This window comes from Aquimarina sp. BL5, from assembly GCF_003443675.1.
Lineage (GTDB): Bacteria > Bacteroidota > Bacteroidia > Flavobacteriales > Flavobacteriaceae > Aquimarina.
On sequence record NZ_CP031963.1, the window covers coordinates 3,851,337 to 3,873,712 of the forward strand.

At 34.0% G+C, this 22,376-nt stretch carries 27 protein-coding genes and 1 riboswitch; of the genes, 16 read left to right on the forward strand and 11 right to left on the reverse strand.

The annotated features are described in order from the left end of the window. Positions 1-43 precede the first annotated feature (43 nt). Positions 44-142, forward strand: a riboswitch (TPP riboswitch). 76 nt (positions 143-218) lie between these two features. From thiS to moeB, 8 genes are all read left to right on the forward strand, one after another. Further along, complete coding sequence (gene thiS, locus D1818_RS16055) at positions 219-419, forward strand: sulfur carrier protein ThiS (RefSeq protein WP_118459996.1); 201 nt, start codon at positions 219-221, stop codon at positions 417-419. A 41-nt stretch (positions 420-460) separates the two neighbouring features. Beyond that, complete coding sequence (thiC, locus tag D1818_RS16060) at positions 461-2,320, forward strand: phosphomethylpyrimidine synthase ThiC (RefSeq protein WP_118459997.1); 1,860 nt, start codon at positions 461-463, stop codon at positions 2,318-2,320. Positions 2,321-2,390: 70 nt separating this feature from the next. Continuing rightward, positions 2,391-2,999, forward strand: a complete 609-nt coding sequence (locus D1818_RS16065) for a thiamine phosphate synthase (protein ID WP_118459998.1) — start codon at positions 2,391-2,393, stop codon at positions 2,997-2,999. A gap of 7 nt (positions 3,000-3,006) precedes the next feature. Then, on the forward strand, positions 3,007-3,789 hold the full coding sequence (locus D1818_RS16070; RefSeq protein WP_118459999.1) for a hydroxymethylpyrimidine/phosphomethylpyrimidine kinase: 783 nt from the start codon (positions 3,007-3,009) through the stop codon (positions 3,787-3,789). Between the two features lie 61 nt (positions 3,790-3,850). Next, the gene (locus D1818_RS16075) at positions 3,851-4,624 is read left to right on the forward strand and encodes a thiazole synthase (RefSeq protein ID WP_118460000.1); all 774 of its coding nucleotides are present in this window, start codon (positions 3,851-3,853) and stop codon (positions 4,622-4,624) included. A 10-nt stretch (positions 4,625-4,634) separates the two neighbouring features. Continuing rightward, entirely contained in the window at positions 4,635-5,039 is a 405-nt protein-coding gene (locus tag D1818_RS16080) for a four helix bundle protein (RefSeq protein ID WP_233558497.1), read from the forward strand. Beyond that, positions 5,039-6,178 carry a 2-iminoacetate synthase ThiH gene (gene thiH / locus D1818_RS16085; protein ID WP_118460001.1) on the forward strand — a complete coding sequence of 380 codons (1,140 nt, stop codon included), beginning with the start codon at positions 5,039-5,041 and terminating at the stop codon, positions 6,176-6,178. The genes D1818_RS16080 and thiH overlap by 1 nt, the downstream gene beginning before the upstream one ends. Before the next feature lie 32 nt (positions 6,179-6,210). Next, a complete protein-coding gene (gene moeB / locus D1818_RS16090) occupies positions 6,211-7,272 on the forward strand; it encodes a molybdopterin-synthase adenylyltransferase MoeB (protein ID WP_118460002.1) in 1,062 nt (353 codons plus the stop codon). Here moeB and D1818_RS16095 read toward each other — a convergent pair. Further along, entirely contained in the window at positions 7,269-7,703 is a 435-nt protein-coding gene (locus tag D1818_RS16095) for a hypothetical protein (protein ID WP_118460003.1), read from the reverse strand. The genes moeB and D1818_RS16095 overlap by 4 nt on opposite strands. Positions 7,704-7,869: 166 nt before the next feature. Here D1818_RS16095 and greA point away from each other — a divergent pair, with 166 nt between their 5' ends. The 3 genes from greA to D1818_RS16110 all read left to right on the forward strand — a co-directional run bounded on the left by greA (position 7,870) and on the right by D1818_RS16110 (position 9,275). Continuing rightward, on the forward strand, positions 7,870-8,346 hold the full coding sequence (greA, locus tag D1818_RS16100) for a transcription elongation factor GreA (protein WP_118460004.1): 477 nt from the start codon (positions 7,870-7,872) through the stop codon (positions 8,344-8,346). 120 nt (positions 8,347-8,466) lie between these two features. Further along, positions 8,467-8,856 (forward strand): HIT family protein, encoded by a 390-nt coding sequence (locus D1818_RS16105; protein ID WP_118460005.1) that lies wholly within the window; start codon positions 8,467-8,469, stop codon positions 8,854-8,856. A gap of 2 nt (positions 8,857-8,858) precedes the next feature. Continuing rightward, on the forward strand, positions 8,859-9,275 hold the full coding sequence (locus D1818_RS16110) for a thioesterase family protein (RefSeq protein ID WP_118460006.1): 417 nt from the start codon (positions 8,859-8,861) through the stop codon (positions 9,273-9,275). A 31-nt stretch (positions 9,276-9,306) separates the two neighbouring features. On the opposite strand, the gene D1818_RS16115 is transcribed toward D1818_RS16110, so the two are convergent. Together D1818_RS16115 and D1818_RS16120 are read right to left on the reverse strand one after the other, a co-directional pair. Continuing rightward, positions 9,307-9,663 (reverse strand): hypothetical protein, encoded by a 357-nt coding sequence (locus D1818_RS16115; RefSeq protein ID WP_118460007.1) that lies wholly within the window; start codon positions 9,661-9,663, stop codon positions 9,307-9,309. Between the two features lie 36 nt (positions 9,664-9,699). Then, entirely contained in the window at positions 9,700-10,914 is a 1,215-nt protein-coding gene (locus D1818_RS16120; protein WP_118460008.1) for a HAMP domain-containing sensor histidine kinase, read from the reverse strand. Between the two features lie 137 nt (positions 10,915-11,051). Between D1818_RS16120 and D1818_RS16125 the strand changes: the two genes are divergently transcribed. The 4 genes from D1818_RS16125 to upp all read left to right on the forward strand — a co-directional run bounded on the left by D1818_RS16125 (position 11,052) and on the right by upp (position 13,936). Then, positions 11,052-11,927: a flavin reductase family protein gene (locus tag D1818_RS16125; protein WP_118460009.1), complete on the forward strand. Its 876-nt coding sequence runs from the start codon at positions 11,052-11,054 to the stop codon at positions 11,925-11,927. An 8-nt stretch (positions 11,928-11,935) separates the two neighbouring features. Then, positions 11,936-12,310: a DUF3127 domain-containing protein gene (locus tag D1818_RS16130; protein ID WP_118460010.1), complete on the forward strand. Its 375-nt coding sequence runs from the start codon at positions 11,936-11,938 to the stop codon at positions 12,308-12,310. 258 nt (positions 12,311-12,568) lie between these two features. After that, positions 12,569-13,207 carry a leucyl/phenylalanyl-tRNA--protein transferase gene (gene aat, locus D1818_RS16135; protein ID WP_118460011.1) on the forward strand — a complete coding sequence of 213 codons (639 nt, stop codon included), beginning with the start codon at positions 12,569-12,571 and terminating at the stop codon, positions 13,205-13,207. A 75-nt stretch (positions 13,208-13,282) separates the two neighbouring features. Next, positions 13,283-13,936: a uracil phosphoribosyltransferase gene (gene upp, locus D1818_RS16140; RefSeq protein ID WP_118460012.1), complete on the forward strand. Its 654-nt coding sequence runs from the start codon at positions 13,283-13,285 to the stop codon at positions 13,934-13,936. Between the two features lies 1 nt (position 13,937). Here upp and D1818_RS16145 read toward each other — a convergent pair whose 3' ends face one another. Both D1818_RS16145 and D1818_RS16150 read right to left on the reverse strand, forming a co-directional pair. Further along, entirely contained in the window at positions 13,938-14,501 is a 564-nt protein-coding gene (locus tag D1818_RS16145) for a DNA-3-methyladenine glycosylase I (protein WP_118460013.1), read from the reverse strand. A 15-nt stretch (positions 14,502-14,516) separates the two neighbouring features. Further along, positions 14,517-17,780, reverse strand: coding sequence for a S41 family peptidase (locus D1818_RS16150; RefSeq protein ID WP_118460014.1), 3,264 nt, complete (start codon positions 17,778-17,780; stop codon positions 14,517-14,519). A gap of 172 nt (positions 17,781-17,952) precedes the next feature. Between D1818_RS16150 and D1818_RS16155 the strand changes: the two genes are divergently transcribed. Then, a complete protein-coding gene (locus D1818_RS16155) occupies positions 17,953-18,564 on the forward strand; it encodes a thioredoxin family protein (RefSeq protein WP_199726259.1) in 612 nt (203 codons plus the stop codon). A 6-nt stretch (positions 18,565-18,570) separates the two neighbouring features. On the opposite strand, the gene D1818_RS16160 is transcribed toward D1818_RS16155, so the two are convergent. From D1818_RS16160 to lgt, 6 genes are read right to left on the reverse strand one after another with little or no spacing between them, the layout of a single operon-like run. Further along, a complete protein-coding gene (locus D1818_RS16160) occupies positions 18,571-19,275 on the reverse strand; it encodes a hypothetical protein (RefSeq protein WP_118460015.1) in 705 nt (234 codons plus the stop codon). 33 nt (positions 19,276-19,308) lie between these two features. Beyond that, the gene (truB, locus tag D1818_RS16165; RefSeq protein ID WP_118460016.1) at positions 19,309-20,016 is read right to left on the reverse strand and encodes a tRNA pseudouridine(55) synthase TruB; all 708 of its coding nucleotides are present in this window, start codon (positions 20,014-20,016) and stop codon (positions 19,309-19,311) included. Positions 20,017-20,025: 9 nt separating this feature from the next. Continuing rightward, complete coding sequence (locus tag D1818_RS16170; RefSeq protein ID WP_118460017.1) at positions 20,026-20,820, reverse strand: undecaprenyl-diphosphate phosphatase; 795 nt, start codon at positions 20,818-20,820, stop codon at positions 20,026-20,028. A gap of 59 nt (positions 20,821-20,879) precedes the next feature. Further along, on the reverse strand, positions 20,880-21,146 hold the full coding sequence (locus D1818_RS16175) for a DUF3098 domain-containing protein (RefSeq protein ID WP_118460018.1): 267 nt from the start codon (positions 21,144-21,146) through the stop codon (positions 20,880-20,882). Then, entirely contained in the window at positions 21,127-21,534 is a 408-nt protein-coding gene (locus D1818_RS16180; protein ID WP_118460019.1) for a hypothetical protein, read from the reverse strand. Before D1818_RS16180 ends, D1818_RS16175 begins: the two co-directional genes overlap by 20 nt. A gap of 11 nt (positions 21,535-21,545) precedes the next feature. Continuing rightward, positions 21,546-22,373: a prolipoprotein diacylglyceryl transferase gene (lgt, locus tag D1818_RS16185; RefSeq protein ID WP_118460020.1), complete on the reverse strand. Its 828-nt coding sequence runs from the start codon at positions 22,371-22,373 to the stop codon at positions 21,546-21,548. Positions 22,374-22,376 lie beyond the last annotated feature (3 nt).

Consider the following 22,376-nt stretch of genomic DNA (forward strand, 5'->3'; position numbering starts at 1 on the left):
AGTATTTCTTAGTTTAGTTTTCTGGGTTTTAGTACTTTTATAAAATAAACTTTAGGGGTGTCTTCTAGTATTGAAGTCTGAGAAATTACCCTTTGAACCTGATGCAGTTAATACTGACGAAGGGAAAAGTTAATATCATTTCTTATATAAGTTATAAGAATTTGATTTTTCTTCTCAATAGGTCTTTACCTAAAGTTTATGGATTTAAATCTAAAAAGATGACCATAAGCATTAATAATCAAGAGCAAATTGTTTCAGCGAATAGTTCGATAGTATCGATATTAGAGGAATTATGTCTTTCCAAAGACGGAATTGCTATTGCCGTTAATAATGAAATCATTACTAAGAGTAAATGGAGCCAAACCGTTATTGAAGGGAAAGATACTATTACGATTATACAAGCTACTCAAGGAGGATAAATAGAAATTAAGCCATTACTAAAAGCTAAAAAGATATATTTATGAAGAAAAAAGATACCGCACCGCAAGAAGGAAAAATAACAACTACTCCTTTTCCAAGTTCCAAGAAAATCTATGTAAAAGGAAGCATTCATCCACAAATTAAGGTTGCAATGAGAGCAATTGAATTAAGCGACACAGTGGATTCCATGACTCGTAAGAAAACACCCAATGAATCAGTAGTAGTGTATGATACTAGCGGACCATACACAGATCCTAGTAAAAAAATAAATGTACACGAAGGGATTGAGCCTATAAGAGAACAATGGATTATGGATCGCGGTGATGTAGAAGAGCTAGATAGTTTTTCTTCAGAATATTGTAATCAACGTTTAAATGATGCTAGTTTAGATCATCTTAGGTTTAATCATTTAAGAAAACCTAAGAAGGCAAAAGCTGGAAAGAACGTTTCTCAGATGTATTATGCCAAGCAAGGAATTATTACTCCCGAAATGGAATATGTAGCCATTCGTGAAAATCAAAAGATTGAAGAAGCAACTCGAATTGCTAATCAACATCCAGGTCAGGATTTTGGAGCGAGTATCCCTAAAAAAATTACTGCAGAGTTTGTAAGAGAAGAAGTAGCAAGAGGAAGAGCGGTAATACCATCTAACATAAATCACCCAGAAGCAGAACCAATGATTTTGGGGCGTAATTTTTTGGTGAAAATAAATGCCAATATAGGGAACTCTGCGACCACTTCTAGTATAGAAGAAGAAGTAGAAAAAGCGGTTTGGGCTTGCCGATGGGGAGCTGATAATATAATGGATCTTTCTACTGGTCAGAATATCCATGAAACTCGCGAGTGGATCGTTCGTAATTCTCCAGTACCCATTGGTACAGTGCCGATTTATCAAGCCTTAGAGAAGGTAAATGGTAAGGCAGAAGATCTTACTTGGGAAATTTTCAGAGATACTTTGATCGAACAAGCTGAACAAGGAGTAGATTATTTTACGATACACGCTGGTGTTCGTTTGGCATACGTGCCAATGACAGCAAAAAGAGTAACAGGGATTGTTTCTCGTGGTGGTTCGATCATGGCAAAATGGTGTTTAGCACATCATAAAGAAAGTTTCTTGTATACACATTTCGAAGAGATTTGTGAGATTATGAAATCCTACGATGTAGCTTTCTCTTTAGGAGATGGTTTACGTCCAGGAAGTATTGCCGATGCTAATGACGAAGCGCAATTCGCAGAATTAGAAACATTGGGAGAACTTACTAAAATTGCCTGGAAGCACGATGTGCAGACTTTTATAGAAGGTCCAGGACATGTGCCGATGCATATGATCAAGCAGAATATGGATAAGCAATTAGAAGCTTGTGGAGAAGCACCTTTTTATACATTAGGCCCATTAACTACTGATATTGCTCCAGGATACGATCATATTACTTCTGGAATAGGAGCTGCTATGATTGGTTGGTATGGTACAGCTATGTTATGTTATGTGACTCCCAAAGAACATTTAGGTTTGCCTAATAAGGAAGATGTACGAGTAGGTGTAATAACATATAAATTGGCAGCTCACGCGGCTGATTTAGCAAAAGGACATCCAGGGGCGCAACATAGAGATGATGCATTGAGTAAAGCTCGATTTGAGTTCCGCTGGGAAGATCAATTTAACTTAGCCTTAGATCCTGAAAGAGCCAGAGAATATCACGATGAAACGTTACCAGCAGAAGGAGCAAAAATCGCTCATTTCTGTAGTATGTGTGGTCCAAAATTCTGTTCTATGAAAATTTCGCAAGAAGTACGAGATTATGCTGCTCAGAAGGAAATTGATGATCAGAAAGCACTAGAAAAAGGAATGCAGGAAAAGGCAGAAGAGTTTAAAGAAAAAGGAAGCGAAGTATATCTGTAAACATCAGATATTGGCTATCAGTTTTCATAGATTTTGAAATCTGACACCTGAAATCCGAATACCTAAATAAATGATAATAGTTCTCACATCAGAAAAACCAGTGCCAAACGAAGCAGATAAGATCAATGGATTGTTTGAAACTGGTTTGCAAATATTGCATCTGCGTAAACCAACATTTACAATCGATGGATATCGCTCCTTATTAGATCAAATAGAAACGAAATATCATAACAGAATTATGATACACCAATTCCCCGAATTAACTCAGGAATATGGGTTACGAGGAATACATTTACAAGAACAACCACGTATCGACTTAGAAGATGCATTGGATGTAACAATTCAGGTATATAAAAACAAAGGATTCTCTGTTACAAGTTCTTTTCATTCTAAAGAGGATATTGTGGCATGTAAGTCAGATTTCGAATATGTTTTGTTAAGTCCTGTTTTTGGATCAATTTCTAAAGCTGGTTATGAAGGGAAAGGTTTTGATGTAAATGATCTAAATCATACAATCATCGGAATGGGCGGAATTAATGAAACTACTTTACAAAAAACCTATGATTTAGGGTTTAAAGGAGTGGGAGTTTTAGGAGGTGTCTGGAATACTGAAGATCCTTTAGATAGCTTTTTGAAAATAAAAAAAGCTGACGATCAAGTCATAAAAGATATTAACTAAAGTTCTTATGAGAAATCGGCCAAACATACTTACCATAGCAGGTTTTGATCCATCATCAGGAGCTGGATTAACGGCAGATATTAAAACATTTGAAGCTTTAAAGTGTTATGGCCTGGCTGTTTGTACGGCAAATACGATCCAGAATGATACTGATTTTGAAGAATGTATTTGGAACGATGTTGAGGTGATCAAAAGTCAGATATCAATTCTTTTTAAAAAATTCAATATTGATTATGTAAAGATTGGCATTGTGGAGAATTGGAAAGTTCTAAATGAAATTATTGATTTTTTGTTAGAGAAAAATAACGATGTAAAAATTGTTTTGGATCCAGTGCTAAAATCTAGTTCTGATTTTGATTTTCATTCCCCAAATGTTAGTTCTAGTAATCCTGATCTCAATAGTATCAAGAACCATTTTGAAGAAGTGCTAAAGAAAATATATCTGTTGACTCCTAATTACGAAGAAATTGAGATGTTTTATACTAATAAAACTATAGAAGAGACAGTGAGACACATTAGCAGTAAAACTAATGTATTTCTAAAAGGTGGACACCGAAAAGAAATGTTGGGAAAAGATGAATTATTTACCAACGAAGGAAAATATTTTGTGTTAAACCCAAAAAGTAAAAATATAACAGAAAAACACGGTAGCGGTTGTGTAGTATCCTCAGCCATAACTGCGCAATTCGCATTAGGTTTTTCTTTACTAAAATCATGTTTTAGAGGGAAACGATACACCGAAAAAGTATTGAGTTCTAATAAGACATTTTTAGGGTATCATAATATATAAAGATTGAATAAAAAACATAAAAATGCTAATGGCGAATCAGCTAGAAGCTAAAGGCTAGAAAATGGATACATTAAAAATAGCAGATAAAGAGTTTTCCTCCAGATTGTTTACCGGAACAGGAAAGTTTAGTTCGTCTGATCTGATGAGAAAAGCATTATTAACTTCAGAAAGTGAGTTGATAACGGTGGCACTTAAACGGGTTGATGTCACTAATAATGAAGATTATATATTAACTCATTTGGATCATCCTAGGATTAATTTATTACCCAATACTTCAGGTGTTAGAGATGCTAAGGAGGCTATCTTTGCGGCTCAATTAGCAAGAGAAGCATTAGAAACAAATTGGATTAAATTAGAAATTCACCCAGATCCAAAGTACTTATTGCCAGATCCTATAGAAACCTTAAAAGCTGCAGAAGAGTTGGTGAAACTTGGTTTTGTAGTAATGCCATATATTCATGCGGATCCAGTTTTATGTAAACGATTAGAGGAAGTTGGTACTCAATGTGTAATGCCATTAGGAGCACCTATAGGAAGCAATAAAGGTTTAAAAACAATCGATTTCTTAGAAATAATAATCGATCAAAGTAATGTGCCGGTTATTGTAGATGCAGGTATTGGTAGTCCATCGCATGCCGCTCACGCAATGGAAATAGGTGCCGATGCAGTTTTAGTGAATACTGCTATTGCGGTTTCAGAAGATCCGGTGGCTATGGCTAAAGCTTTCAAAATGGCGGTAGAAGCCGGTCGGTTAGCGTATAATGCCAAGTTAGCTCCTATTAAACAACATGCAGAAGCGAGTAGTCCTTTAACTAGTTTTTTAACCAAAGATTAAAAGGTTTTGGGTGTCGGGCTTTGGGCTAACCGTAATTCTGAAATGGAAACGTGAAATAGTAGGAATGAGAGATTTTAAAGAATTAAAAGTTTGGACGAAAAGTCATAAACTATGTTTATTGATTTATGGTATTACTAATGAATTTCCAAATGAAGAAAAGTTTGGTGTTATATCACAAATTAGAAGAGCCTCTTCTTCTGTTCCAACTAATATTGCAGAAGGCTGTGGACATGATTCAAATAAAGAGTTTGCGAGATATTTAAGAATTGCTTCGGCTTCAATCTCTGAAGTGGAATACCTAGTAATCTTATCAGCAGATTTAAATTATGTTCAAGAAGAACAAAAGATTGAACTTATGAATCAAGTAATTTCTATTAAAAAGATGTTGTATCATTTAGTAAAATCAATTACATAATGTCAAATACCCGATACCCGATACCCGATACCAGCTTTAAACACATATTCGATCAATACAATTGGGATGATACACTCTCTGATATTCTTAATAAAACAGAGCACGATGTTCAGAAGGCAATAAATGCTAGTAATAGAACAATTGAGGATTTCAAAGCACTAATTTCTCCAGCAGCCAAACCTTATTTGGAGCAAATGGCGCAACTAAGTTATCAGATTACGAAAAAGCGTTTCGGTAATACGATACAGATGTATGCTCCGATGTATTTAAGTAACGAATGCCAAAATATTTGTACATATTGTGGGTTTAGTATGACCAATAAAATTCCAAGAAGAACCTTATCGGATGAAGAAATTTTACGAGAAGTAGATTTTCTGAAATCTAAAGGATATGATCATATTTTGTTGGTTACGGGAGAAGCAAATCGCACCGTTGGAGTCGATTATATTAATAATGTCATTAGATTAATTAGATCTAAGTTCGCGAATATTACTATAGAGGTACAACCCATGGATCAAAAAGATTATGAATTATTAATAGATAGTGGCTTATATGCTGTGCTTGTATATCAAGAAACGTATCATAAGGGTGAATATAAAAAGCATCATCCAAAAGGAAGAAAATCAAACTTTGACTATCGATTAGAAACTCCGGATCGATTAGGAAAAGCAGGGATTCATAAAATAGGTTTGGGAGCTCTATTCGGTTTAGAGGATTGGAGAGTGGATAGTTTTTTTACCGCCTTACATCTGCAGTATTTAGAAAAAACATATTGGAAGACAAAATATTCAATATCATTTCCTAGGCTTAGACCTCATAGTGGCGGATTAGAGCCCAAAGTAGAAATGACAGATTCTGATTTAGTACAATTAATCTGTGCATTCCGTTTATTAGATGAGGATGTAGAATTATCTATGTCTACCAGAGAAAGTGAAGTCTTTAGAGAAAATATTGTAAACTTAGGTGTTACCTCTATTAGCGCTGAATCTAAAACAAATCCTGGAGGATATGTAGTAGAACCTCAATCATTGGAGCAGTTTGAAATTTCTGATGAACGTTCCACAGAAGAAATTGTCACGATGCTAAAATCTAAAGGGTTAGAAGTCGTTTGGAAAGATTGGGCTCATAATTGGCAATAAATTGTAATATCTTTATAAGCTAGTTTTGTAATATGCTAAGCAAAGAAGAAAAAACACAATACAACCGTCATCTTATCCTTGATGAAATTGGAGAAGAAGGTCAAAATAAACTAACATCTGCTAAAGTTTTGGTAATTGGTGCAGGAGGCTTAGGTTGTCCAGTTCTACAGTATCTTACAGCAGCGGGTATAGGAACAATTGGGATTATTGATGATGATGTAGTAGATCAAACGAATCTTCAACGGCAGATACTCTATACAATTGATGATATAGGAAGATCAAAAGCTAAAGTAGCTTCAGAAAAACTATCCAGACTAAATCCTTTTGTGTTTTTTAAAGTATATGAAGAGAAATTAGATACAGATAATGCTTTAGAACTTTTTTCTGAATATGATATTATTGTGGATGGAAGCGATAATTTTCCAACGAGATACTTGGTAAATGATGCCTGTGTATTAACCGATAAACCTTTGGTGTTTGGTTCAATTTTTAAGTTTCAGGGACAAGTTTCTGTGTTGAATTATGAAAATGGTCCTACATATCGTTGTCTGTTTCCTAATCCTCCTGCATCCGGAGCTGTTCCGAATTGTTCAGATATTGGCGTCTTAGGAGTATTACCTGGAATTATAGGTAGTCTTCAAGCAAATGAAGTTATTAAAATGATTGTTGGAATAGGTGAAGTTTTGAAAGGGAAACTACTCTATTTAGATGTGCTTACCTTACAACAACAGGTTCTCAGTTTCAAAAAGAATAATGATATAGAAGTAAACCAGTTGGAAAATGATTATGATTTTTTCTGTGGGATTACATCAAATACTCTTGAAGAAATTACACCTTCAGAATTAAAACAAAATCTTGAGAGTTATCAAATTCTAGATGTTAGAACATTAGAAGAATATAATAACTTTAATATTGGAGGAATACATATACCTCTAAACATAGTTTCAGATAGATCCGTAGAATTAAATAATCACAAACCAATCGTAGTTTGTTGTCAATCAGGTGTAAGAAGCAAAAAAGCCATCGAAATTATTTACAAACAAAGAGAAGACTTACAGTTAATCAATCTGAAGGATGGTTTCTCGTTATATTAATTAGAAATTATCAAATTATTTCCTTCTCTCCTTATTTGGTATCTTAAAAGAGGAAATCCGCCTTCTCCCTCTATTTGTTGACCACTGACGATCTCATAGGCATTATCATTACCACAATTTGACTCGGCTCGTATGCCATTTATATTAAGGGCAGAACAGCTACTAGGCGCAATGTTAGGATCACTTAGTTCAAAAGCAGAATACAGCGTATTATCTACATTATATATAACAACACCTTTAATACCCACACCTTCGATCCTTATATCTTCAGCATTTCCTGGAAATTTAAGACTATTAAATTGTGGTAAATCCAGGTTTACAGTATGATTAAAACCTATAGATGGGAGGTTAGGATTGTTAATACGATTATCGTCGCTACTGCAAGAAAGTAGGCTTATTGAAAAACAAATTAGTACTATTATTTTTTTCATTATTTTTAATTATTTATAAGAAAAATATGGCTGTGTAACCGAAGTATCATTTTTAAAAAGACCAAATTAAGTAAAAATGTGATTCGGTATTATTTTTTATTATATTTGTTTATAGTTAAAGTCCCATAGCCATGGGATTTTTTGTATTTATATAAACGATGAAGTTATGAGCAAAGTATCTTATTACACTGCAGAAGGGCTAAAAAAATTAAGAGACGAATTAAATAACCTGAAGGATATAGAGAGACCAAAAGCATCACAAGCAATTGCAGAAGCACGTGATAAAGGAGATTTAAGTGAAAATGCTGAGTACGATGCAGCAAAAGAAGCACAAGGATTATTGGAGATGAGAATTTCTAAGTTAGAAGAAACCTTGTCTGGGGCTCGCTTAATAGACGAATCTCAATTAGACACTTCCAAGGCATTAATCCATTCTACAGTTAAAATTAAAAATCAAACCAATGGAGCGCAGATGACATATAAATTAGTGGCGCAGAGTGAAGCTGATATTAAAACAGGAAAAATATCTGTAGATTCACCTATTGGTAAAGGTCTTTTAGGTAAAAGCGTAGGGGAAGTTGCAGAAATTCAGGTTCCTAATGGAATTATGAAATTTGATGTTGTAGAAATTACACGAGAGTAAAAGAATAACTTGCAGTTACGAAAACCTTTCTTAAAAAAATGAGAAAGGTTTTTTTATAGTCTTGTTTTTGCTAGAAATACCCTATATTTCGTATCGATAACCCAACTAAAATTTTAACGAATGTCTACCCTGTTCACTAAAATTGTAAATGGCGAAATACCCTCTTATAAAGTTGCCGAAGACGATAATTTTTATGCTTTTTTGGATATAAACCCTAATGCTAAAGGTCATACCCTATGTATTCCTAAAAAAGAAGAAAACAAGATATTTGATCTTGATGAAGAAACCTATGTCGAACTAATGCGCTTTTCGCGTAAAGTTGCTAAAGCATTAGAGAAATCTGTTACCTGTAAACGAGTAGGTGTTGCTGTCGTAGGTCTGGAAGTACCTCATGTACATGTGCATTTGATACCACTTAATACCATGAAAGAAATGACATTTCAGCACAAGGTATCTATGACGGCAGATGAGTTTAATTCACTAGCTACTAAGATTCAATCGAATTTATAAAAATGAATACTACTTCTGATTTTAAATTGTCATTGCAACTCAGGATTGATTGGAGTGAAATGGATACCTATCAGCACGTAAATAATGTGAATTTCATGAAATATATGCAAAGCGCTCGTGTTCAGTTCTGGGAAGTATCTGGATTGGCTAAATTATATGCTGAAACTAAGAAAGGCCCAATGCTTGTATCTACCAAATGTGATTTTAAGCATCCTTTGTTTTTCCCAGGGAATGTAGTGATTAAAACAAAAGTAGAATTTATAAAGAATTCTAGTTTTGGATTGTATCACGAATTGTATAATGATGATAATACTTTATGTGCAATCGGAAATGATGTAGCAGTTTGTTTTGATTTTAATATAGATAAAACCTTTATAATCTCTGACGAATTACGAGAAGTAATGAGTCAATATGAATAGTAGTGATTGAAATGGCTTCAAGTAAGTGTTATTACTGAAAAAGTTCAGGATAATATAGTAAAGCATATAATGCAACACCTATCATTAAAGTTAATAGTATTAAAAAATAGAATAGCTTGGTAAAACGTATACCCGAAGGCTTAGAGTTTATCGTTTTTTTATGATAATTATAAACTCTCTCAATGTCATCGGTCCAGCGCCCAGGAAAAATAGTAGTTTCACATTTTTTACAGTCCATACTTTCAATAATTTCACCTTTGGTCTTAATAAAAAGTTTGGATAACTGTTTTTGTTGTTTAAATGATAATAATAAACTTTCTTTAGAATAACATTCAGGACAGTTGTTATTAAGCACAGCTTCTTTCAAAAGGATATACTCGGTTTTCACTTTATTTATTTTTTAGGTATAACGTTTATAAGAGAATTATGTTATAACGGATTCGTCAGATTTGTTAAGGGTAATCTGAAAAGTAGTGCCTTTGTTTATTTCAGATCTATGTACTTTAATTTTGCCTGAGTGATAGTCTTCAATGATTCTTTTGGCCAATGAAAGACCAAGTCCCCAACCTCTGGTTTTGGAGGTATAGCCAGGTTCAAAAATTTTGGTAAACTTACTTTTTGGGATTCCTTTTCCAGTATCTGTAATTTTTATAAATACACGTTTAGAGTCCTGAGATAGTCTAATGTTTAGATCTCCTTTTCCGCGCATGGCATCAATTGCATTTTTTACCAGATTTTCGATGGTCCAGCTATATAGTTGAGAATTGATATGCGCCTTAATAGATTCTTCTGGCAAATTGAGAGAAAAATTAATCAATTTAGAGCTTCTGGATTGTAAATAGGTATAAGCTTCTTTTGTTTCTTTTACAATATCTACTTCTTCTAATTTAGGAATAGATCCTATTTTAGAAAAACGTTCTGTAATTACTTTAAGTCTAGATATATCCTTCTCTATCTCTATGATATACTCTGGATTTACGTTTTCTACTTTTAGAATTTCATTCCATCCAACTAAAGATGATAGTGGAGTTCCAATCTGATGTGCAGTTTCTTTAGCCATACCTGCCCAAAGTTTGTTTTGCTCACTAGCTTTGGAGGTAGTAAAAAAGAAATAAATTACTCCAATCAACAAAAAAATGATCAATGCAATAGCAATTGGATAATACTTTAATTTCTGTAAAATAGAAGAATTTCCGTAGTAAACATATTGTACAGTTCCTTTTAGATCCAAAACTATTGGTTCATTTTCAGACTTCATCCGTTCCAGATAATCTGTTAATTCTTTTTCGGTAATATCGTCGGGTAAATTTAGTGTTGATCCTGAAATATCTATATCGCCTGATTGTCCTTTGATAAAATCACCATTAGAGTTGGTAATGATTGTGGGAATGGTATTATTAGTACTATTGATTAGATTGGATAACTCTAGGTAATCATCCAAATTAATATCATTAGATCCATCTATTCCTGAGCTACTTAATGCCTTGAATGACTGCGCCCATACTTGCATTTTAGTACTCTCATCTTTTTTTAATCGCTGAAGAAATATAGAAGTATTCCATAATATTAGGCCAGTAATCACAAGAACTGCAAAAATTATAAAATAACTAGCCAGATTACGTTCATCAGAAAAATTCATAGAAAATATGTGTTACCAAACCCTAAATATAAACGTTATAAAACTATTTTATTGTTTCTATTACAAGGTAAGTAAAACCAAACAATAGTGTGTTGATACCTTTAAACTTTAATTATCTTTGTATAATAGATTCATTTATGTTACGTATAGACCCTTTAGAAGTTTCCACAGGAAAATTACACGGAATGATGCTTGGGGCCATTGGACCAAGACCAATAGCATTTGCAAGCACAGTCGATAAAGAAGGTAAATCCAATCTTTCTCCGTTTAGTTTTTTTAATGTTTTTAGTGCTAATCCGCCGATTCTTATTTTTTCACCAGCTAGGAGAGTTAGGGATAATACTATTAAACATACTCTAGAGAATGCAATAGCTACTAAAGAGGTTGTTATAAATGTTGTTAATTATGATATCGTACAGCAAATGTCCTTATCTAGCACAGAGTATCCAGAAGGAGTTAATGAGTTTGAGAAAGCTGGCCTAACTATGGTAGCTTCAGAAAAGGTAAAAGCTTTTAGAGTGGATGAGGCGCCAGTACAGTTCGAGTGTAAGGTAAATCAAATAGTGCCTATGGGAGAAGAAGGAGGAGCAGGAAACCTTATTATTTGTGAAGTATTATTGATGCACGTAAAAGAAGACGTGCTTGATAATGATTGTAAGATTGATCAATATAAAATTGATCAAGTTGCTCGTATGGGAGGGAACTGGTACACAAGAGCCAATATGGGAATGTTTGAAGTCCCAAAACCTTTAAGTACTATAGGGATTGGCGTTGATTCTTTACCCGAAAATGTAAAAAAAAGTACGATTTTTACTGGAAATGATCTCGGTAAGTTGGCAAATGTGGAAAGAATACCTACAAATACTGAGGCCCAAGATTTTGTTAATAACAATAGTGATATTAAGGATAAAATTCAGGATGCTAACCTAATAGAAATTCATAAATTTGCACAGCAGTATTTGGATAAGGATGATATTAATACTGCCTGGAATATTTTAGCAGCAATACAATAATTAAAAAGATGGAAGTACAAGGTAAAGTAAAGATGGTCGGTGAAACGCAAACTTTTGGAAACAATGGTTTCAGAAAACGTGAGGTAGTGGTTACTACAGAAGAACAATATCCACAGCATATAATGGTAGAGTTTGTTCAAGATAAATGTGATTTATTAAACAACTTTCAGGTGGGTCAGGATGTGAAAATAAGTATTAATTTACGAGGTCGCGAGTGGGTAAATCCACAAGGAGAAACTAAATATTTTAACTCGATCCAAGGATGGAGAATTGAGAATTTACAAGCAGCAGCTCCTTCTGCAGGGGCACCAATGCCTCCTGCTGATGCATTTGAACCTGCAACAAATCTTACGGAAGAAGATCATGATGATTTACCATTTTAGGCAAATCAATTTATAGATATTATACTGGTCCTTTGATAGATTAAGAATAACTACCCTATCGAAGTGTAAAGTAAAAAGTCCGATACATTGTATCGGACTTTTCATATTGTGGTTTTAGGTTAACCTTTTAATAAAACTCAAAAAAGCAATGATGAACAAAATTTATCTTAAAAGGTTCTAACAAATATTGCGATTTTTTTGGTCAATTCAAACAACTATTTGATATTTAACGTTGTAGAAACTTTCTGATTTTTTCTTTTGTATATACTTAATCATTCCATAAACTTCCCACCTGTTTCTGACGCCAATGAAGATGGGTTGTTGGCAGTAGGAGGAGACCTTTCTATTCCCAGATTATTGAATGCGTATCATAACGGAGTTTTTCCTTGGTACGATGAGGATCAACCTATTTTGTGGTTTAGTCCCGATCCCAGAATGGTTCTTTTTCCTGAGGATCTCAAAATAAGTAAAAGTATGCGACAATTGTTTCGTAAAAACTATTTTGAAATCACCTTTAATAAAGATTTTAAACAAGTTATTGATAGCTGCGCTAGTATCAGTCGGCCTGATCAGTTTGGTACTTGGATCACATCAGATATGCAAGAAGCATACATACAACTTCATGAAATGGGACATGCTATTTCTGTAGAAGTGTGGAAAGATAAAATAATGGTTGGAGGTTTATATGGAATATGGATGAAAGATAAGAAAGTATTTTGTGGAGAGAGTATGTTTTCTAAAGTAAGTAATGCTTCTAAATATGGATTTATTAAATTAGTTGAGCGCTTAAGAGAAAAAGAAGTAAAGTTGATAGATTGCCAGGTCTATACGGATCATTTGGCTAGTTTAGGAGCAAAAGAAATTTCCAGAGATGCTTTTATGGAATTTTTAAAGTAGCTTTATACATAATAAACAAGTTTAGAACATGCCTCGGAGAATTAGACCCTCAATGAGGATTAAATTTTACCATCCATGACTATTCACAACTTCGAAACTGAAAACTCTATTTTAAATCAATTTATTAGCGAAATTAGAGATAGCACAATACAAAAAGACAGTATGCGTTTCAGAAAGAATATAGAGCGTATCGGTGAGGTTTTGGGTTATGAACTAAGCAAGGCATTAGCGTATACTTCGAAAACGGTCAAGACACCTTTAGGAACCAAAGAAGTTTCAGTGCCAGAGAAAGGGTTGGTTCTGTGTTCTATTTTGCGAGCAGGTTTACCATTACATCAAGGACTTCTTAATTATTTTGATACAGCAGAAAATGCATTTATTTCGGCATATAGAGATCATCCTGAGGATACCGATGATTTTGAAGTCGTTGTCAATTACTTAGCATCACCTTCTTTAGAGAATAAAACACTGTTGTTAGCGGATCCGATGCTTGCCACTGGAAAAACTCTGGAGAATACCATTAAAGCCATGAAAAATCATGGTGAACCTAAACAGATTCATATCATTTCTGTAATAGGCTCTACTAAAGGTGTGGAGTATATCAAAGATGTTTTTCCTAAAAACACCCATCTTTGGATAGCAGCTATTGATAAGGAATTAAGCAGTAGAGGCTATATAATACCAGGTTTAGGAGATTCAGGTGATTTATCTTATGGAGTAAAGATGTAATTTAGACCTCTTTATATCTAAAACAATCTACTGTATGATCGTTTACCATACCAATAGCTTGCATAAAGGCATAAATAACAGTAGATCCTACAAATTTAAAACCTCTCTTTTTTAAGTCTTTGCTGAGTAGATCTGAGATCTCCGTAGTGGCAGGACAATCTTTATGATGTTTCCAGGTATTTATAATAGGCTTTCCATCCACAAAACCCCATACATAAGAGTCAAAACTGCCAAATTCTTCTTGAATTTTCATGAAATTTTGTGCGTTGCTTATTGCAGAATTAACCTTTAGTTTATTTCTAATGATACCAGCATTTTGTAACAATTCTTCTTTCTTAGTATCATTGTATTGAGCAACAATTTTGTAATCAAAATTATCAAAAGCAAGTCTGAAGTTTTCTCGTTTTTTGAGAATTGTGATCCAACTTAATCCCGCCTGAAAAGTTTCTAAAACAAGAAATTCAAACAAAAGACGCTCGTCATGCAATGGCACTCCCCATTCATTATCGTGGTATGATTCGTATAAAGAATCACCAATACACCACCCACATTTATGTTTTTTCATCATATAATAATTTGTTTATTCTTGCTTATATCCGTTTGGGCGTTTCCATCGAACTGGAGCAGCGGGCTCAGGTTGTATCTTAAATTCGTTAGTTTGTAATAAACGAAGCGCTTCTTCTACTCCTCTTTCTAATTGAGGGTCATTTCCTTGTATTACAGACTTTGGGTTTTGAATTACTTCTATATCAGGTGAAATGCCTTCTCCTTCTACAGCCCAATTTCCTTTCAGATCATAAAAACCGCCTCGGGGAGCTACCATCCTTCCGCCATCTATAAATGGAGGAGTATCCCAAGTACCAACTAAGCCGCCCCAAGTTCGAGTTCCAATAAGAGGGCCTATATTTTTAGCCTTAAACATATAAGGTAATAAATCACCTCCAGAACCAGCGCGTTCGTTGATAAGCATCACCTTTGGGCCCCAAATACCAGCGATAGGAGTAGTCCAGGGACGATTATCATGCGATTTACTATTAAAGTACCCGATAGGTTCTCTTGATAAAATATCAATAATATAATCCGCTGCAGAGCCACCTCCATTATTACGCTCATCGATAATAACTCCTTTTTTATCTTGTTGAGAAAAGTAATACCTATTAAAAGAATCAAAACCACGACTACTCGTATTAGGGACATACACGTATGCCAATTTACCTCCAGAGAGTTTCTCAACCTTTTTCCTGTTGTTTTCTATCCAATCATAGGTTCTCAAGGTTCTTTCATTACTTACAGGCTTGACAACAATATCTTTTGCATTTTTTTTAGAAGGGACATTGTTTACTGTAATCGTAATTTCTCTTCCTGCCGTTTGCTCCAATAAGCTATATGGATTTATAGAAAGATCAAGATCTTGTCCATTAATAGCCAAGATATAATCACCTTCTTTTACAGCTATTCCTGGAAGTGATAGCGGAGCTTCCAAATCAGGATTCCAGCTTTCTCCTGTATAGATCTTTTGAATTCTATAACCGCTATTTTCTTTCTTAAAATCACATCCCAATAATCCAACAGGTACTCTGTTTATATCTGGAGTATCTCCTCCTGATACATATGAATGTCCTATAGATATTTCGCCACTCATAATGTCTACCACATAGTTAAGGTCAGTTCTGTGTCTTACATGCTTGATCCAAGGAGAATACCACTCATATATTTCATTCCAGGGAGCTCCATGCGTATTATCAACATACAAAAAGTCACGCATATAGCGCCAACCTTCTTTAAAAATCTGATGATACTCTTCAATAGGACTCACCTTAATTTTTAAATTCATAGTAAGCTTTTTGTGAGTAGCTTTTGTTTTTGTTTTAGTATTGATAATACTCCACAAATCATTTTGATGTATTAACATATTTTTTCGATCCGAGGAGGTTACCATTTCTGTTATTCCTTTGGTAAAGATTTCAGATTTCATTTTTTCGACATCATACTTATGTAAAGTCAATCCTTTTTGATTAGGAATATTTTCTGCTATAAAAACTGTGTTTTTAGGTCCTTTAGCCAATCCTACATATTGACGTTTTTCTAATTTCAATGCGACAACACGATCATATATGCCATTAGCATCAATGATTACTGGATTGGACTTATTTAAACCGTCTTTTTCTTTATCAGCGGATGCTTTTTGGTCTTCTTTAGAATCCCTTTCGTCAGTAGTTTCTTCATCTGTTTTTGGAAGATTTGGCGCTGTTCCAGATTCTGAAAGTACAATAGCATATAAACTTCTAAGTACTTCTGTGTCATAAGAACTCATATCTAACCATCCAGACTGCAATCCATAATTTGTACTGGCAAGAAAATAAAGAAATTTTCCCGTTTCATCCCAAACGGGACTAATAGCATCCGCAATACCATCGGTTAATTGGATAGTTTTTTTAGAATCGATATTGTAAGCAAAAATTGCTTTAAAGTGACTTTTTAACTGTTTTGGATATGCAATCCATTTGCTGTCAGGAGACCAAATAGGATTGAGCGTTCTATTTGGATGCGCATAGTTGTCTGAGGCGGCCTTGTGAACCTTTCCAGTTTCTAGATTTACAATCCAAATGTTATAATCAGTGTCTGAATAAGCAATATGGGTTCCATCTGGTGACCAATCAGGTTTGAAATAAAAAGTGTGATTAGGTAACTCATATATTTTTTCAGAACCTCCCTGTTGATTGGCGATGACTAGTTTGTACTCACCACTAGCATCAGAGAACCAAGCGACTTTATCTCCTTTTGGAGACCAAATAGGAGAACGTTCAGCCGAATTAGAGGAGTTCGAAAGATTTCTCCAAGTTCCATTTTCTTTTGGGACACTAAAAATTTCTCCTCTATGCTCAAAGATTGCACGCTTACCCGTTGGAGAAATATTAGGATTTTTTAGCTGTCGAGCAGTAATGTTTTCCCATCTGGATCGCGCAAAATTCATGTCACCATTTACGGTAATATTTAATTGTTTTGCTTTTCCACTATCTGGGTCTAGAAGGTGCAAATAACCTCCTTGTTCGTATATGATTTTACTGTCATTAGCGTCTAAGCTTTTGATATCATACTTTTTATGAAATGTTATTTGTTTTTCGGTTTTTGATATGATATCGTAAGACCAGATATTGCTTACATAATCACGTTCCGAAATATAATAGATAGTATTGTTAATCCATACGGGGTCTAAATGTCTTTCTTTGTCGGATTGCGGAGTAGTTACAAGGTTTTTTGTGTCGAGATTAACAATCCATATAGGTAATGCTTGTCCACCTCTGTAATTACGCCATTCCAAATCCCAGGAAGTGATAGGGACATAGGCAACGTGCTTTCCGTCTGGGGATACTTCTCCGGAACCAGCTCTAGGGATATCATATGCAATTGGTAACCCACCATCCGGAGAAACAGTATAAAATTTATTAGTTTGGGTAGGATGACTTTCTCTTCCTGAACGGAAAAGTATGGTGTTTTCAGGTGTCCACCCTTGAACAAAATCTCCACTAGGATGCCAGGTTAACCTATTCGGTTCGCCACCTTCAGATGGTATGGTGTATATGTCCGTATTTCCATCATATTGTCCGGTAAAAGCAATGGTTTTTCCATCTTTAGAAAAATGAGGATATGATTCTGATCCTATATTACTTGTTAATCGTATTGCGTTCCCTCCTTGCAAGGATGATTTCCATAAATCATTTACATATACAAATACTATTTCAGTTTCAGAAATAGTTGGTTGTCTTAGTAGTTGAGTTCCCTGTGCTAGAGATAGAGAGGATATACAAATAAAAACGAAGGCAAGGATAAATTTTTTTTTCATCAAAAAGAGATATTAAAATTTAAAAGATCAAAATATTGAAAAAATAGCATACGATCTTAGCGCATTTTGCCAATCTTTGTTAAAACTAAAACGTTTTCTAAATTTATGACCTTTATAAAATGTAAGTTTTAAGAAAATATATCGTCCTATAGGATAAGATATAAAGAAAATTATGGAAACCACTACAATGACTATAAATGAGCTAATAGAAGAAGGAATAAGAAATTCATATTCCTATGAAGAGTATAGAAATACAGTAAGCAACTTAGTATCAGAAGGAAAGTCTACAGGACATGAGCAATCAGATGCACTAACTAATTATAGTATGCTGAATGATCGTAGAATGAAACGTTTAGATAAAACGCTAAAAATTAATGGAGCGATTGCAGAAACGTTTTCTAATGCTACAACTAATATTACTTGGTTGGTCCTTACTGAGGGGTGGTGTGGTGATGCAGCGCAGTCATTACCTGTAATTAATAAGCTTTCTGAATTAAATGAAGGGATTGATTTAAGAGTTATATCTAGAGATGAGCATGATGAGTTGATGAATAATTTTCTGATGAATGGAGGAAAGGCGATTCCAAAACTAATAGCCTATAATAAAGAAACTCAAGAAGTGGTAAATACATGGGGGCCAAGGCCATCTGTAGCTACAAAAATGGTAAATGATTACAAAGAAATGCACGGAGGTTTAGATCCAGAATTCAAACAAGACTTACAGGTTTGGTATAATAAAGACAAAGGAAATAATATCGCCGAAGATTTGGTAAAATTAATATAGAGTTAATTAACCTCCGTAGTTAAAGTAATACGTGATAAAACCTTTTTGTTCTTTCATTTCTGAAGATGAAAATAATGCATCTTGTGCATAGTCTAATGCATTATCAAAGAGGCACTCGTTTCTGGTCGTGGATTTCTTTTTGTCAATCTTAGCATCAATGACATAACCGTTCTGATTTACCTCAATTTTTACTACTACTTTCCCACTACCATTACAGGTATAAATGGGATTTGGGATATCTTTCTTTTCTCTACCTTTTAATATAAAAGTAACAGAGCTATTTCTATTATTAACTTCTTCAGGTATTGGTTTCTCTTCTTTTTTATCCACAGGAACTTCTTCGCTGGTGATGTCTTCATTGATAGCCTCTTGACCTTCTGTTAATTGATCATTGTTAGATGCTTCTTCTGTTGCTTCTTCTGTCTCCGTAAGAGATTTTATTCTTTGTTCGAAATCCTCTGAATCCTCAAAATCTTCATTAAATGCATCATGAGTTCTTTTAGAAGCAATGAGTTCTCGTTCTTCTTCTGGTGGTGTTTCGGGTTCTTCCTCTTTAGTAAGTTCCTCCATCAATTCTTCCGGAATTTCCATCAGAATTTCGGATTGCTGCTTTCTCTTGTTCACCATATTTATATTATAGAGTGACAACACAAAAATACCCATTAGCATGGATGTGATAATTAAAGCTTTATGTTTTTCTATAAATTCCATAGGTATCTATAACTTCTTTTTTTCTACAATATTTTATGTAGTTTCAATTTCCGAGTGCAACTGATTTTCAAACACTTGCGGGCTTATTGCATCATCCACAGAGAATTCTCCTATTTTGGTTCTTCTTAAAACACTTAAATGACCTCCACTTTGTAGTGCTTTTCCAAAATCGTGCGCCAATGATCTAATATAAGTTCCTTTTCCGCAAACTACTCTAAAATCAATCTCAGGTAATTCGATTCTGGTAATTTCAAACGCTGAAATAGTAATTTTTCTTGCTGGTATTTCAACTTCCTCACCCTGACGAGCGTATTCGTATAATCGTTTTCCATCTTTTTTTAAAGCTGAAAAAATCGGAGGGTATTGTTCGATTTCACCAATAAATTGTTCGGTGGTTGTTTTTATAACTTCTTCAGAAATGTGATCGATAGCAAAAGTTTTATCGATTTCCGTTTCTAAATCATAAGAAGGAGTAGTTGCTCCTAATGTAATGGTTCCTGTATATTCTTTAGTTTGTCCCATAAATTCTTGGATTCGTTTTGTGAATTTACCGGTACAGATGATAAGTAATCCCGAAGCAAGAGGGTCTAATGTTCCTGCGTGTCCTACTTTGATTTTTTTGATCCCAAAATTTTTACGAATTAACCAACGCAGTTTGTTAACAACCTGAAAGGATGTCCATTGTAGAGGCTTATCGATCAAAAGAATTTGACCATCTTTATAATCTTGTTCGGTTAGCATTATTGGGGACTATTTAATAAAACCAAAGATGATGGCTACAACACCAACAACAATACAATATAAGGCAAAATATGATAATTTACTCTTTTTTACCAAGGAAATCATCCAAGTACAGGCAAAAAGACCAGAAATAAACGCTGCAATAAAGCCTAGAATCAAAGGTGTACTATTTTCTGCAGAAACGGTAAGATCCCCACTTAACAGGTCTTTACCAATTTTACCAAAAATTAAAGGAATTACCATTAAGAATGAAAATCTAGCCGCTTTGGTTTTGTCATTTCCTAGTAATACGGAGGTAGAAATAGTAGCACCACTTCTCGAAATTCCGGGCAACATCGCTATCGCTTGAGCAATTCCGATAACAAATGCATTGGGAGTTGTAACTATTTTTGCTGTGTTCTTGGCTTTATCAGCTAACCAAAGTAGGATGGCAGTGATAATTAGCATGAAACCTACGAACATGATGTTTCCGCCAAAAAGTTGTTCTAATTGTTCTTCAAAAAATAAACCGATAATAACTGCAGGAATCATAGAAACAATAATCCTTAAAGAGAACATTGTTTCTTCATTTTTTTTGAATTTCAGAAGTCCTTTAATGATTTCCCAGATGTCTTTTCTAAAGACTACTATAGTACTTAGTGCTGTAGCAAAATGTAAAACAACCGTAAAAAGTAGTGATTCTTCGGGTACACTTTTATCCCCTAGAATAGCTTTTCCTAATTCTAAATGACCACTAGAAGAAACAGGCAGAAACTCTGTAAGTCCTTGAATAACGCCTAAAATAATCGCATCAATAGTCTCCATAAGGAAGGATTTATAAAATTCGATGCAAATATATAATTACCAGAAGATAAATTGTTTAATTACTGATTTTTCTTCTTATCAGGGTTTAATAAAATAGCATATACTTCTATTCCAAAACCAATTAAAACAACTGTAGGTGCTAGTCTAATCCTTCTGAAATTGTAGATATCAGGGTTAAAGACATTAGGGTCGTCACTTCCTCCTCCAGCCATAAGAATAAATCCTAAGGCAATTACAGCAATACCGATCGCCATCACTACATAGTTCTTTTTTCCAAAGACGAAATCTGGTTTATGTTCTATATTATTATTGGATTGTTTGCTCATGAATGTCATTATTAAGTTCATTAAAAATAACGCGATCTTCGATCATTAATTTTGAGATATGTCCCATAATCTTGTCGCGTGTAAATATAGTCCATCTATGAATAGGATACAAAGTAACGTTTTTATTTAATAACTCCTTTTGTAATTCTTCTATCGTTAGTCCATATTGCAATCCGCGATTAATGTAATAGTAATGACTGTCATTTTCTAGCGTTATGGCAATATCAAAACCACTACCTTCTTCTATTTTTGTTACTTTTCCTTTAATTTCGATGACTTCATCTGGTTGTACATTGCGTATAGGTTTAAAAGTCTGAATCATCATCCACATAAAAATAACAAATAGTACAAAGGATACAGAAAAGAATATTTTACCGGTTTTTTGCATAATTATTAACTTTAAGAAGTTGCTGCTTCTTTTTTTAATATTCTAAGTGTTATCAAAATAATTCCCACTATGATAAAAGGAATACTTAATAATTGTCCCATATTTAATGTCATAGTATCTTCAAAAGCTACCTGATTTTCTTTAGAGAATTCGATAATGAATCTTGCTGAGAACATTAAAATTAAAAATATCCCAAAAACTACCCCATTTTGATGAAAGAAAATCTTCTTTTTGTTAAGATACCAGAGTATAACAAAGATAGCTAGAAAAGAAAAGGCTTCATATAATTGAGTTGGATGTCTAGTGATTAAATCATCTTTTACAAAAACTACTCCATAGTTACGATTTGTAGGTTTTCCATAGATTTCAGAATTCATAAAATTTCCAAAACGAATAAAGGCACATCCAATTGGGATGACGATGCTTACTTTATCCATGATCCATAAGAAAGGAGTTTTGGTCTTTATGACAAACAATGTGATAGCAATCAAAATTCCAATTGCGCCACCGTGACTAGCCAGGCCAGCAAAACCTGTGAAATCCCAACCTTCTGATGATATTTTGAATGGAAGGAAAATTTCTAAAGGGTGTTGCCAGAAATATGCAAAATCATAAAATAAACAATGTCCTAATCTTGCTCCAACCAAAGTGCCAATAAATACGTAATTGGTAAGAGTGTCTAGGTTTTTTAATGGAATGTTTTCCGAAAGAAATATCTTTTTTAGAATGGTATAACTTAACAATAGTCCAGTAACAAAAAATAATCCGTAATACTTTATTGGAAAAACACCAAAGAGAGTAGTAATTTCTGGATCAACGTTCCAATATAATGGTTCCATAAA